The organism is Nostoc sp. ChiQUE01b (assembly GCF_034531255.1).
Taxonomy (GTDB): Bacteria; Cyanobacteriota; Cyanobacteriia; order Cyanobacteriales; family Nostocaceae; genus Nostoc.
In genome coordinates this window covers 25,928-37,926 of the sequence record NZ_JAVRBM010000087.1, presented here as the reverse complement: position 1 = coordinate 37,926, position 11,999 = coordinate 25,928, and the positions used below count along the sequence as shown (strand labels likewise).

The 11,999-nt window shown below is 43.5% G+C and carries 9 protein-coding genes and 2 pseudogenes; 5 read left to right on the top strand and 6 right to left on the bottom strand.

Going from position 1 to position 11,999, the window contains the following annotated elements; translation table 11 throughout:
* Positions 1-78: 78 nt before the first annotated feature.
* A complete protein-coding gene (def, locus tag RMY63_RS34450) occupies positions 79-609 on the bottom strand; it encodes a peptide deformylase (protein WP_322733007.1) in 531 nt (176 codons plus the stop codon).
* A 135-nt stretch (positions 610-744) separates the two neighbouring features.
* Positions 745-1,989 (bottom strand): HhoA/HhoB/HtrA family serine endopeptidase, encoded by a 1,245-nt coding sequence (locus RMY63_RS34445; RefSeq protein ID WP_322733006.1) that lies wholly within the window; start codon positions 1,987-1,989, stop codon positions 745-747.
* 354 nt (positions 1,990-2,343) lie between these two features.
* On the opposite strand from RMY63_RS34445, the gene dnaA reads away from it, so the two are divergent.
* Positions 2,344-3,726, top strand: coding sequence for a chromosomal replication initiator protein DnaA (gene dnaA, locus RMY63_RS34440; protein ID WP_322733005.1), 1,383 nt, complete (start codon positions 2,344-2,346; stop codon positions 3,724-3,726).
* 336 nt (positions 3,727-4,062) lie between these two features.
* On the opposite strand, the gene RMY63_RS34435 is transcribed toward dnaA, so the two are convergent.
* The 4 genes and pseudogenes from RMY63_RS34435 to RMY63_RS34425 all read right to left on the bottom strand — a co-directional run bounded on the left by RMY63_RS34435 (position 4,063) and on the right by RMY63_RS34425 (position 6,463).
* Positions 4,063-4,500 (bottom strand): type II toxin-antitoxin system VapC family toxin, encoded by a 438-nt coding sequence (locus RMY63_RS34435; protein ID WP_322733008.1) that lies wholly within the window; start codon positions 4,498-4,500, stop codon positions 4,063-4,065.
* Positions 4,501-4,745: 245 nt separating this feature from the next.
* Positions 4,746-5,161 (bottom strand): annotated as a pseudogene (locus RMY63_RS42005) (formylglycine-generating enzyme family protein); the annotation flags it as partial.
* 447 nt (positions 5,162-5,608) lie between these two features.
* A pseudogene (locus tag RMY63_RS42000) lies at positions 5,609-6,013 on the bottom strand (toll/interleukin-1 receptor domain-containing protein); the annotation flags it as partial.
* A gap of 195 nt (positions 6,014-6,208) precedes the next feature.
* Entirely contained in the window at positions 6,209-6,463 is a 255-nt protein-coding gene (locus RMY63_RS34425; protein ID WP_322733004.1) for a hypothetical protein, read from the bottom strand.
* 552 nt (positions 6,464-7,015) lie between these two features.
* Here RMY63_RS34425 and topA point away from each other — a divergent pair.
* From topA to RMY63_RS34405, 4 genes are all read left to right on the top strand, one after another.
* Positions 7,016-9,667, top strand: a complete 2,652-nt coding sequence (gene topA, locus RMY63_RS34420; RefSeq protein WP_322733003.1) for a type I DNA topoisomerase — start codon at positions 7,016-7,018, stop codon at positions 9,665-9,667.
* 585 nt (positions 9,668-10,252) lie between these two features.
* Entirely contained in the window at positions 10,253-10,393 is a 141-nt protein-coding gene (locus RMY63_RS34415) for a hypothetical protein (RefSeq protein WP_012410890.1), read from the top strand.
* A gap of 19 nt (positions 10,394-10,412) precedes the next feature.
* A complete protein-coding gene (aroQ, locus tag RMY63_RS34410) occupies positions 10,413-10,865 on the top strand; it encodes a type II 3-dehydroquinate dehydratase (RefSeq protein ID WP_322733002.1) in 453 nt (150 codons plus the stop codon).
* Between the two features lie 108 nt (positions 10,866-10,973).
* Positions 10,974-11,918 carry an ADP-ribosylglycohydrolase family protein gene (locus RMY63_RS34405; RefSeq protein WP_322733001.1) on the top strand — a complete coding sequence of 315 codons (945 nt, stop codon included), beginning with the start codon at positions 10,974-10,976 and terminating at the stop codon, positions 11,916-11,918.
* Positions 11,919-11,999: the final 81 nt, after the last annotated feature.

Here is an 11,999-nt window from a genome sequence, read left to right as displayed (position 1 = left end):
TATTCTTCTACCACTTTTTTATGCCGTATTTATATTTCGGATAGGTCTAATACACTACTCCCCACTCCCCACTCTTATTTATTTGTTAACTACTCGTTGTTGATATTCTTGCTCAGTAATCATATCGAGAGTGTTCTCTAGGCGATCGACAAATACGATACCGTCGAGATGATCGTACTCATGTTGAAAAATCCGAGCGATAAAATCGGTTAATTCTTGTTTTTGTAAGTTGCCTTGAGAGTCAGTGTATTCCACTTCAATAGCTTGATACCGAGGAACTAACCCCCGAATTCCTGGAACACTTAAACAACCTTCCCAATCTTTGACAACTTCAGTTGAATGAGCAATGATTTTGGGATTAATCATGGCAGTAGGTTCCATTTCCGGGGCGTTGGGATACCTGGCATTAGGACGGGAAGCCACAATAAATAAACGATAGGATTGTGCTACTTGAGGGGCAGCAATTCCCACACCGTTAGCTTTAGCAACCGTGGTGATTAAGTCTTCAATTAATTTTTGGATTTGCTCATCTTGAATATTCTCAACCCAAGCAGCTTTTCGGCGCAATGTTGGATTGCCTAATTGAATTATTGGGGCTAATTCAGTCATGATAAAACTCCTTTAAGTAATGGGGAGTGGGGAGTGGGAAATGGGGGATGAGGGAGATGAGGGAGCAAGGGGAGCAGGGGAAGAAAACGAATGACAGATGACAAATGACTAATGACTAATGACAAATGACTAACATCATCCTTCACGTCTCACGGGCAAAGGAGCAGGTTGGACTCCTACTTGGACAGTTTGCCCATTGCGTTCCACTTCTATTGGTAAATTAGTACCGATTTTGCTCTTTTCTACTAGCTTTTGTACTTCTTCAATTTTAGTAACAGGCTGGCTATTAATGCTTTTAATCACATCACCGACTCGTAGTCCAGCTACAGATGCAGGCGATCGCGGTACAATATCAAGCACCAAAACGCCGTCATCTGCTGTAATATTTAAGCGATCGCCTGCGACTTTTTTGATTCTTTCTTTATTTTCTGGTGTCAATGTCACCATTTGAACACCCAAATAAGGATGATCCACCTTGCCTTTAGAAATTAATTCTTGGGCAATCCTTTGCACGGTGTTAATGGGTATAGCAAATCCCAAACCTTGAGCGCCTCGGATAATCGCTGTATTCATCGCAATCACTTGACCACGAGCATTGAGCAATGGCCCACCGGAATTACCAGGGTTAATCGCAGCATCCGTTTGGATGTAATCAACCCGCTTGTCACTAGCACCGATATCGCTACTAGAACGACCTGTAGCACTAATAATTCCAGAAGTGACGGTATTATTCAAGCCTAATGGATTACCAATGGCAATTACAGCCTCTCCTGGTTGCAACACATCGGAGTTACCCACAGCTAGAGTTGGCAGGTTATTCGCATTTATTTTGATCGTTGCCACATCCGTTACTGGGTCTTCACCCAAAACTTTCCCATCAAAAGTCCGGCCATCTTTGAGTATAACAGTCACTCTATCAGCACCATCTACCACATGGGCATTGGTCACAATTTGACCAGAAGAATTAATAATAAATCCAGAGCCACTACCGCGTTCTACGCGTTGTCTAGGCTGTGGGGTTCCCTCTCCAAAAAACCGCCGGAAAAATGGATCGTTGTTAAATTCGTCTGGTACGCGAGAAGTGATGGTTCGGGAAGAATCAATGCGAACTACCGCAGGCCCCACCTGTTGCACTACTTTCACCACAAAATTAGGATCTCCAGACGAAGAGAAAATCTGTGGGGGGACAATTACCGGATTAGATTCTGTTGTTTTTTGGGCTTGAATATCACCTTGCTGAGTATCAAAGGTCTTAGCAGGTAGAAGAGAGCAGCTCCCCAGGAACATCACTGCTATCCCGTATGAGAGCATCCACAACCTATGGGGTAAGCCCCTGGTTTCAATCTTTTTGGGTGCTGAGTGATGGTTTGTTATCTTCATCTGTCGTTCCTTCTCCGTGTCAGTGAGAGTGCTGAGTTAAAAGTGCCGAGTGCTGAGTTAAAAGACCGCTCATAATAAGGGACGAGGCATATACTGAGTACTAAAGCTCTGATAAATTTTTGCTTTACTCAGCACGGGCTAAACGCCCCGCTATCGCTAACAGTACTTAGCACGGGCTAAACGCCCCGCTTCCGCTAACAGCACTCGGTTTGGTCAGTGGGTGTTAGGATCTTGCCTACTGGGTATGTCCCAAAATGATTACAACTTCAAAGCTTATTTTAGGTCTAGCGTGTCTCAATGCTAAATTAGTGCTTTCTCTTCTATTGTGACGATTAGCAGCAAAGGTGGTGGATAATGGAAATTCCCATAGAAAGTCTGTGGAGTCAGGTACTAGAGCGCCTAAAGCTTGAACTATCCCGACCTACCTTTGAAACTTGGATCAAAACTGCTAGTGCAGAGCGATTAGAAAATAATTGCTTGGTTATCCGTACTCCTAACCCATTTGCTCGTAATTGGTTACAGAAGTATTACATCAATACCATTGCTCATGTAGTACAAGATATTCTTGGTCATCCCGTGGGAATTTACATTACTGTTGCTCAAGGTGATGAAGTTTCTCATTTTAGTGAACGAGAGGTTTCTTGGGAATCACCAAATTCCAGCAGTATTTCTGAAGCTGTTGCTAATCACAATCATCAAACTACTGACTTAAACTCTAAATATGTCTTTTCGCGGTTTGTAGTTGGTGCCAACAATCGGATGGCTCACGCTGCTTCTTTGGCTGTTGCAGAATCTCCAGGGAAAGAGTTTAATCCTTTATTTTTATGCGGTGGTGTCGGCTTGGGTAAAACTCATCTGATGCAAGCTATTGGTCATTATCGCTATGCAATTTTTCCTAATTGTAAAATATTTTATGTTTCTACTGAGCAGTTTACCAATGATTTAATTACAGCTATCCGTAAGGATAGTATGCAAAATTTTCGAGAGCATTACCGAGCCGCTGATGTTTTATTAGTGGATGATATTCAGTTTCTGGAAGGGAAGGAATACACCCAAGAGGAATTTTTTTATACTTTTAATACTTTACATGAAGCTGGTAAACAAGTTGTCATTGCTTCCGACCGTCCGCCTAACCAAATTCCTAGCTTGCAAGAACGTCTTTGTTCTCGGTTTTCTATGGGCTTAATTGCAGATATCCAAAAGCCGGATTTAGAAACGAGAATGGCAATTTTGCAGAAAAAAGCTGAGGATGAAAATATTAGTCTTCCCCGCGATGTGATTGAGTATATTGCTTCTAACTATACTTCTAATATTCGAGAATTAGAAGGAGCTTTAATTCGGGCGGTGGCTTATATTTCTATTTGGGGTTTACCGATGACGGTGGAAAATATCACACCAGTTTTAGAACCGCCTAACGAAAAAATGGCAGCTACCCCAGAAGCAATTTTAAAGGTGGTGGCGGATAATTTTGATGTTTCAATAGACGACCTCAAAGGTAACTCACGACGAAGAGAGATTAGCTGGGCGCGTCAATTAGGAATGTATCTCATGCGCCAACACACGGCCTTGAGTTTGCCGAGAATTGGCGAGGAGTTTGGTGGTAAAGACCATACAACGGTAATCTATAGTTGCGATAAAATTACCCAACTTCAAGAGAGCGATCGCACTTTAGCACAAACAATCCGCCAACTTAGCGATCGGATCAATATGACTAGCCGTTCTCAAAAACCATCGTGAAGATGTATTGTAAGTTTTCCACAAGCAGCAGTCTGAATTATCAGCTTTGACGGCTGAAGAATTAGTCAAGAATATTAAGTAACGTCTAAAAATTGATTAAATTTAACTTAGATTGTGGAAAAAACTGGGGAAAACTTGATATTCTACCGATAAAACTTAATTAAGTATAATTACCTTGTGGAAAAGTAGCTGGGTTTTTCCACAAGTTTTCCACAAGGTAAACTTGCTTAACCATATATGATTTCAACAAAAATTGTGGCAAGTTTTCCGCAATTTACTGGCATCGCTATAGCAGTCTTAAATCATTAATCTTTTCTAAAATTGCAAATACTCTGCTCACTCCACCGACAACTCACCCACCACCAAAACCCTCAACTCTATCACCCGCTTCAAAGCTGTATCATTGGTCAAAAACGTTTCATAATCAGCCATTAAAGCTGCTGCCATCTGCAATGCATCGGGTAACTGAAGATTATAACGCACCCGAATTCTCGCAGCTTCTCGCGCAATACTAGCATTAATCTCCACAAAAACTACTTGTTCTTGTTGCAACACATCGACAAAAGCCTGCTCTAAATCAACTAACCCCAGACGTATAGCACCCACCAAACACTCTGATAACGTTATTCCAGACGCTACTGCTGTAATGTCAGTTTCTAACCGATCAAAAATTGGATCGACTAAATCCACAAATTGTGGATTACGTTCTACAAAATAAATTACGGGTGCTGTATCGAGAAATAAGCGAGAAACTCTAGCTAACGCATCACTAATCCTTATTCCTCTCCTCGCAACAACCGTTCTCGATGCTTATCTCCTTCCCGTCGAGTCCGCGAAACCCATTCCTGAGCATCCTCACCCAATAGCGGATAGGATGCCATACCTTTTAAATCGCTCCACTTGCGTTTTGGTTGCGCTTGAGTGATATGTTTCCTCATACGCTCCACCAAATGCCCCATCACAGTCAATTGCTCCTCTGGAGTTAATTGCTCAATCTCGCTTAAAATTTTTTCAAGTAACAAATTAGTCGTAATCGTCTCACCAAAATAAAATGGGGTAGTCGTTCCCGCACGACAGGCATATTCCCACTCTGCCTCACTAGGCAAGCGATAAATTGTCCTTGTCTTGCTAGACAATCTGGCACAAAACTCAATTGCATCGTCCCAAGAAACATGTTCAACAGGTCGATTAACGCCTTTGAAGCGCGAGGGGTCTGGATTTAAATCAATATTTACCTTTTTCAGAGTAGCTACAAATGCCCATTGACCTTGTGTAACTGGAAATTTACCATGAAAAAAGGTCGAACGGTGACAGTACGTTGTGGACTTTCAGAACTATATCGTTCTACCTCACTCTCTGGGGAACCCATCAAGAATTTCCCACCAGGAATTGCAACCATTTCCAAAACTACGCCATTACTCAAATTTTCTATAAAAACCTTTGTTTGCTGTTGTTGCGGAAATTTTTCTGCTTGCCGTTTTTGATGCTCTACTTCTTGTTCTTTTTCTAAGCGAAGTACATCTTGATCGTTAAGCACATAGTATTTTTGTAATTTATTTAATTCATTTTTAGCTTTTTCATCTAATGGATATCCTTGTTGCTCTACAAAATCTATCAAAAATAGCCTGTATTTGTCTATATTTTTCTTATATATGCCGTAAGGCTCTAATGCTTTCTCTCGGACTGCACTGGCTTCTTGATCTGTTAATCTTAACTTTTCCTGTAAATCTTTCAATATTTCCGATTCAACACGAGAAATTTCACCATCAGACGCAAAATCTTCAGCCTGCTGATGATACTGAGCTATGGCGGCTTCCCTACTTGCCCGTTTTTGTTGATGCTCCTTAATTAGTTGTTCAGCAGCAAACTTAATTCCCTCAGCTACATTTGTGAATGCATCGTCTTTATTAGACCAAGATGTAATAGCTAGGGCATTTTTGGGCAGGGCTTGCAGTTTAGCAAATGGTGCCGATTGCCAAGAAACGTTTCGCAGAATAATTGGAATGACGCAAGCCTCTCCAGTTTCGTGGCGTTCTATTGCTTTGGTAACTTCAACATCCCAGCAGTATCTAGAAAAGATAAAGTCTGAACTAATGAGCAATAAAATGATATCGGCTGTGTTCAAATTTTCATTAATCTGCTGATCCCATTCTCTTCCAGGTGGTATCTTGCGATCGTGCCAGGTTGAAATTACACCTTGCCGTTCCAACATAGTTAGGTGTTTAGCTAGTTCATCCTTCAGGGGTTCGTCGTTGTGAGAGTACGAACAGAATACTTTGAGCGACACCAACGATACCTCTTGCGTCTTTAGGAGTAGGAGAAATTAGGCTTTTCACAAATTATAGTATGCAAACATACTATAATTTGTGAAAGTCGTGGCTACACAGACTTTCACCCGCCTTTCCTACGGAACGCTACACGATCGCAGGTTAAAACTTTAATTTTTTGCCAGTGAGGTACACCCGTAAACCCAAGTTGCTAGTTATGTATTCAGGCGATCGCATAGGTCACTAAAGCAATAAAAAGCTTTATGCTTCTCATAAGCTAGCAATGCCGACTCTGAAATAACACGTAAGTAGAGCGTGCTATCTTTTTCAGATAATTCCTCCTTGCCCTCAGTAATTCGATGTTTATGACGCGTAACTTCGCCTTCTGCCAAAGTTAAATGAAGTATTTTTTGTCCATCAACCCAGTGCACAGGTAGTAAAATAACATCACCCTGACAAATTGGTTGCATGTTTTGGCTTTCCTGACATCGGTACAAATCCCACTTCGCTTTTGCTCTCAAATTTGATTTAATTTTGGCACAAGCTCTATTAGAGTGGGGCAAAACAGTTCTGAGTTTCGAGTTCCGAGTAGCTGAGTAAAGAAGTGAGATTCCCCACTCAGCACTCCTGAAGGGCATAGAGGCAGAAGGGCGGAGGGGAAAGACTTACTACAACTTCCTTCCCCTCTGCTCCTCTGCTCCCCTGCTCCCTTGCCCCCCTGCTCTCCTGCTCCCCATTCCCCACTCCCCACTCCCGATTCCCAATATTTTGAAAACTGTAGTCGCCAATTATGCGTTAGATAAGTTAAAGATTGAAATAGCTGGAAATTCACATCCAGCCTTCGCCTCTCCTATACTCTGGGAAGGACTGCGCCCTAACTTAGGGCGGATTTTCTCCCAAGCAGGCAGTTTGTGTGAGGATTAAATCACCGCCCTAAGCGTGACGTTTTATCTTGACAATTTGCAAAAATTACCTCAATTTGACTGTTTAGCTTAGCAGCTATTCTTTTTTTTGAAATTTCCATGTCAACTCTCGTCATCGTCGAATCTCCAACCAAAGCTCGTACCATTCGCAACTACTTGCCATCAGGCTATAAGGTAGAGGCGTCTATGGGTCATGTGCGTGACTTACCGCAGTCGGCTAGTGAAATTCCCGCGGCCGTCAAAGGGGAAAAATGGGCACAGCTAGGGGTAAATGTGGACGCCGACTTTGAACCGGTATATGTTGTCCCGAAAGACAAAAAGAAAATTGTCACCCAGCTCAAAGATGCCCTCAAGGATGTAGATGAACTGATTCTGGCAACCGACGAAGACCGGGAAGGTGAAAGTATTAGTTGGCATTTATACCAATTGCTGAAGCCGAAAGTTCCGACTAAGCGGATGGTGTTTCACGAAATTACCCAAGAGGCGATCAAAAAAGCTCTGAAAAACTGCCGCAATATTGATGAGCAGTTAGTTCGCGCTCAAGAAACCAGGCGGATTTTAGATCGACTGGTGGGCTATACCCTATCTCCACTGCTATGGAAAAAAATCGCCTGGGGATTATCTGCTGGGCGAGTGCAATCTGTAGCTGTGCGGCTTTTAGTCACTAGGGAACGCCAACGCCGCGCTTTCCATGAGGGTACGTACTGGGATTTGAAAGCTAGTTTGTCCAAGGAAAAAACCCCCTTTGCTGCCCAGTTGGTAACACTGGGAGGAACCAAAATCGCAAATGGTAGTGATTTTGACGCCGCAACCGGACAAATTACCGCAGGGCGCAATGTCTTGTTGCTCAACGAAGAACAAGCGGTAGCGCTCAAAGAACGCCTAACTGGTAAAATCTGGAATGTTAACGACATCGAGGAACGCCCAGTGACGCGCAAACCGTCGCCACCGTTTACTACCTCGACGTTGCAACAAGAATCTAACCGGAAACTGCGCCTCTCAGCCCGTGACACGATGCGAGTTGCCCAGAATTTGTACGAGCAGGGGTATATTACCTATATGCGGACAGATTCGGTACATTTGTCAGATCAGGCGATCGCAGCTGCTCGGAGTTGTGTAGAAAAGCTTTATGGTCAACAATACCTCAGTCCCCAACCTCGGCAATACACCACCAAATCCAAAGGCGCACAAGAGGCGCACGAAGCAATTCGTCCAGCAGGTAGTACCTTTCGCACCCCCCAAGAAACTGGTTTGGGCGGTCGAGAACTTGCCGTTTACGATTTGATTTGGAAGCGGACTGTCGCCTGTCAAATGGCTGATTCTCGCCAAACTCAAATTACCGTGCAATTGCAAGTCGAGGACGCTGGATTCCGTTCTTCTGGCAAACGGATTGACTTTCCCGGATACTTACGTGCCTACGTTGAAGGTTCAGACGACCCGGAAGCAGCACTGGAAGACCAGGAAGTAATTTTGCCGAATCTGAAAGTAGGCGATCATCCGAATTGTACAGAACTAGAAGCAGTTGGGCACGAAACCCAACCGCCAGCTAGGTACACCGAAGCTTCTTTGGTGAAAACCTTAGAAAGCGAAGGTATTGGTCGTCCCAGTACCTATGCCAGCATCATTGGCACAATCATTGACAAGGGTTATGCCCATTTAGTGACTAACGCTCTCATTCCCACCTTCACCGCTTTCGCCGTCACCGACTTGCTGGAAAAACATTTCCCAGACGTTGTTGATCCCAGTTTCACCTCGAAGATGGAGCAAACCCTTGATGATATTGCCACAGGTGAAGCGAAATGGCTACCCTACTTGCAGCACTTCTATTTGGGAGACAAAGGGCTGGAAACACTGGTAAAAGAACAGGAAAGTCAAATTGATGCCACCAAAGCTAGGACTGTAGAACTGGAAAATCTAGATGCCAAAGTCCGCATTGGGAAATATGGCCCCTATATTGAAGTCGAAAATGGTGAGGGAGTTATCACCGCCTCAATTCCCAAAGACCTGACGCCAGCTGACCTCGACCCCAAACAGGTAGAAGTATTGCTGCGGCAAAAGACTACTGGCCCTGACCAAGTAGGTCGCCATCCCGAAACTGGCGAACCAATTTATGTGAAAATTGGTGCTTACGGGCCTTATGTCCAATTGGGTGACAAAACCGACGAAAACCCCAAACCGAAACAAGCCTCCCTACTCAAAGGTGTCACCCCAGAAACCGTTACCCTAGAAATGGCTGTTGGTCTGTTGGCACTACCCCGGACGTTAGGGGTTCATCCAGTTACTGGCGGCAAAATCCAAGCAAGTTTGGGACGCTTTGGCCCTTATGTGGTTCATGACCAGGGTAAGGAGGGGAAAGACTACCGCTCTCTGAAAGCTGCTGACAATGTATTGACAATTAGCTTAGAACGTGGATTGGAATTGTTAGCCGAACCAAAAAAGGGACGTAGTTCCACCAACAGCAAGTCCAAAGCAGCCTTACGCGAATTGGGTACGCATCCAGAGGACGGGGAAACAATTAACATCTACGATGGTCCCTATGGCCCTTACATCAAGCATGGCAAAACTAATGTCAGTATCCCAGAAGGTCAAACGGTAGAAGATGTAACCCTGGTGGCGGCGCTAAACTTGTTGGCAGCTAAGACATCGACCGGGAAATCGACTCGCAAAACGAGTAAATCAACGAGTTCCAAATCTAAGTCAACTGCTAAATCATCAACAACCGCTGCAAAGAAAAAGGGCACAGAAGGCTAGTACCGCAAGGCGGAAGTCAAAAATCACATCATTCAAAAGGAGCCAGTGCGTTGGGCAGGCATTGCCCGACTTGTTCGCGTAGCGTCTCCCTTTGGGAGAAGGAGCGTCTTTGAAATTTTAGATTTATAGCACAAGCCTTGGTGGTTAGGACATCAAGAGATGATAAAACTTAGACACCAAAAGACTTTTCACCCAGTCCCCATTACCCCTTATCCCCTTCAGGGGCCCCACCTTCCCCAGTCCCTAGTCCCTTGCTATATTTCGCCCATAATAGGCGAGGTATGAACCTTAAAATTCTCTTAATCCAAAATCTCAAATCTCAAATTCCTACCCAATAGTCTATCTAAAGTCCAATTTTTAACTCTTGACCCTTGATATCCATCCTTGATAGGATACAGTTCAGTAGGTTCAAGTGTGATACTCTAAAAAGTAAGGGAAAACACAACGCTAAATTTTAGAAGTGGCTTACGTCCCAAATACGGGATTGTGTATCAGCCCGATTAGAAGCCAGAGGTGCGAAAGTATGTCATTTTCTGCGTACCTGTTAATCAAAAATTGAGGTAGTATCTCAGGAGCGGTCAGTTCATGGACTATATAGAAAAGGTGCTGGAAAAGCTTAAGGAATTAGCTCGTAGGCTAATTGAAAGCCTATTAGGGCCAGAGGCTGAACCGGAACCGGAACTGATTCCGATTCCTGTGAACGATCGCTCACGCCGTCGCCACTAATCCCAAAGTGGTAAATTCGATGTTGCAACCCTTAAGTATTCTGGCACTGCATGGGCCAAACTTAAATTTGCTAGGACAGCGAGAACCAGAAATTTATGGTTCGTTAACACTAGCTGAAATTAACCGCCTGTTAGAAGAAGAAGCATTCAAATTACAGGCGAAAGTTTTTCCTTTGCAGTCAAATCATGAAGGCATTTTGGTAGATGCTATTCATGCCGCTTTTGGGCAACATCAAGGAATTGTGATTAATGCAGGAGCGTACACCCACACCAGCGTGGCCTTGCGGGATGCGATCGCTGCTGTTAATTTGCCGACAGTGGAAGTGCATTTGAGTAACATTTACCGCCGGGAAGAATTTCGCCATCATTCGTACATCGCCCCAGTTGCGATCGGGCAAATAAGTGGTTTTGGCGTTCAAAGTTACTTATTGGGTTTACAAGCTTTGATAGATCATTTAAGAGTTAGGAGTTAGGAGAGACGCGATTAATCGCGTCTGTACAAGAGTTAGGAGTTGGTAATAAAGTTGGGAATTAGTAATATTTGATTAACTCCTCATTCCTCACTTTTAACTACAGAATTTATGCGTTACTCTCCTATAAGTCGATTTAAAGGAACTTTACTCGGAGCATTCCTGGGAGGAAGTTTAGTATCTGGTGGTAAAGTACAGTTTGAGAGTTACCTAGATTTAGGCAGAATGGCGGTTCTGGGTATCCAGAGTTTGATTGCGCTGGGTAGATTAGATTTAGATGATTGGATAGAGCGTCAGCAAAAAGAATCTCCTCATTTAATAGCAACTGATGACATCTCGATAAAAATAATTATTGCCACATTACCAGTAGCACTCTTTTTTCACGAAAATCCAATTAAGCTCCGACAAAACTTGCTGCGTGTGCTGAAAATCTGGGAGGATGACCCAGTAATCAGGGATGGAACGCTAGCAGTAGGATATGCGATCGCTCTTGCCCTAACTGAAAAACTCGACCCTCTAACTCTTATCCCACAAATAATTTCTTTTATCGGCGAAACACCGACATCAATACCAAAAAAATTATTAAGAGTCCAGAATTTATTAGAGCAAGGGGCTGGATTATCAACAACGCAAGCTGAGTTTGCTAAGGAAGAAAAACTCAGTAACACTATTGCTATGGCATTTTACTGCTTTTTGAGTACCTTAGAAGACTTTCGTTTGACACTTTTACAGGCTACTCACAATGACAATTCTCAAGTGCAAGATGCTACGCTTCTAAGCTCACAGGCTACAGGTGCAATTGCTGGTGCTTTGTCGGGAGCATATAACGGGATGGGCAAAATTCCCGTAAATTGGCAAGTCCTGCTCTTGCAGAGGAATTCTCCAGTATGGGGACTAACTAGCTTTACCCAAATGTTAGAATTGACCGATGCATTTGTGGGGGTGTGGTCAGGAGTGTATAATCTTACCTTAAACTCAAAAGAGTTAACAGAGGAGGGATGTGAGGTGGCTTTGCTTTCAGTTTACGCAGCTCCTCGCGTTATTCGGTCGCGTTAATCTTAAATTAACCAGATAAGGGGTTAAAGGTAGGCAACCACCACATTGTATTAGTCTCAGATACTAGAATTTTTCAGTAAA

What these genes read in the sequence shown, in the direction of transcription:
- RMY63_RS34425 (WP_322733004.1), bottom strand. Translation starts at nt 6,463, where the DNA reads ATGCAACCAATTTGTCAGGGTGATGTTATTTTACTACCTGTGCACTGG.
- RMY63_RS34445 (WP_322733006.1), bottom strand. Translation starts at nt 1,989, where the DNA reads ATGAAGATAACAAACCATCACTCAGCACCCAAAAAGATTGAAACCAGG.
- def (WP_322733007.1), bottom strand. Translation starts at nt 609, where the DNA reads ATGACTGAATTAGCCCCAATAATTCAATTAGGCAATCCAACATTGCGC.
- RMY63_RS34415 (WP_012410890.1), top strand. Translation starts at nt 10,253, where the DNA reads ATGGACTATATAGAAAAGGTGCTGGAAAAGCTTAAGGAATTAGCTCGT.
- topA (WP_322733003.1), top strand. Translation starts at nt 7,016, where the DNA reads ATGTCAACTCTCGTCATCGTCGAATCTCCAACCAAAGCTCGTACCATT.
- dnaA (WP_322733005.1), top strand. Translation starts at nt 2,344, where the DNA reads ATGGAAATTCCCATAGAAAGTCTGTGGAGTCAGGTACTAGAGCGCCTA.
- RMY63_RS34405 (WP_322733001.1), top strand. Translation starts at nt 10,974, where the DNA reads ATGCGTTACTCTCCTATAAGTCGATTTAAAGGAACTTTACTCGGAGCA.
- aroQ (WP_322733002.1), top strand. Translation starts at nt 10,413, where the DNA reads ATGTTGCAACCCTTAAGTATTCTGGCACTGCATGGGCCAAACTTAAAT.